This window comes from Corallococcus llansteffanensis, from assembly GCF_003612055.1.
Lineage (GTDB): Bacteria > Myxococcota > Myxococcia > Myxococcales > Myxococcaceae > Corallococcus > Corallococcus llansteffanensis.
In genome coordinates this window covers 1-422 of record NZ_RAWB01001205.1, presented here as the reverse complement: position 1 = coordinate 422, position 422 = coordinate 1, and the positions used below count along the sequence as shown (strand labels likewise).

Genomic DNA, 422 nt, shown 5'->3' with positions numbered 1-422 from the left:
CTCCCCGCCCGCCCCCCCGGACCCCTGAACCCGTGAAATACGCGCTAACACTGCCTCCTGCTCACAGCTAATATGTAACTATGCAGTAGTGCTGTTCGGCTTGAGGGGGCCAGATGGCGGAAGCGGAGCGAACGTTCGAGGTGGAGACCACCCGGCGCACGTTGGAGGCGCTGCCGGCGGGGCTGCGGGTGCGCTGGGTGCAGGAGGGCCGGGGCGCCTGGGTGTTGGGCTGTCACGACTCGCGGCCGAACCTGCACGCGCCCCGGGGTGAGGACGTGCTCATCCAGGGCGAGCTGCTGCTGCGGGGCGCGCGCCACGTGGAGGGCGCGGTGCCGCGAGGCGCGCTGCAGGTGCGCCTGCTGGAGGGCCCGACGCGCCACATGCTGTCCACGCGCGTGGCGGTGGGCGGGGAGGACCTGGTG

Annotated in this window: 1 protein-coding gene; it reads left to right on the top strand. The window is 72.0% G+C overall.

All coding sequences use genetic code 11. The features are described 5' to 3' along the window. Positions 1-113: 113 nt before the first annotated feature. The coding region (locus D7V93_RS45760) for a hypothetical protein (protein WP_158623996.1) at positions 114-422 on the top strand (309 nt) is incomplete at its 3' end.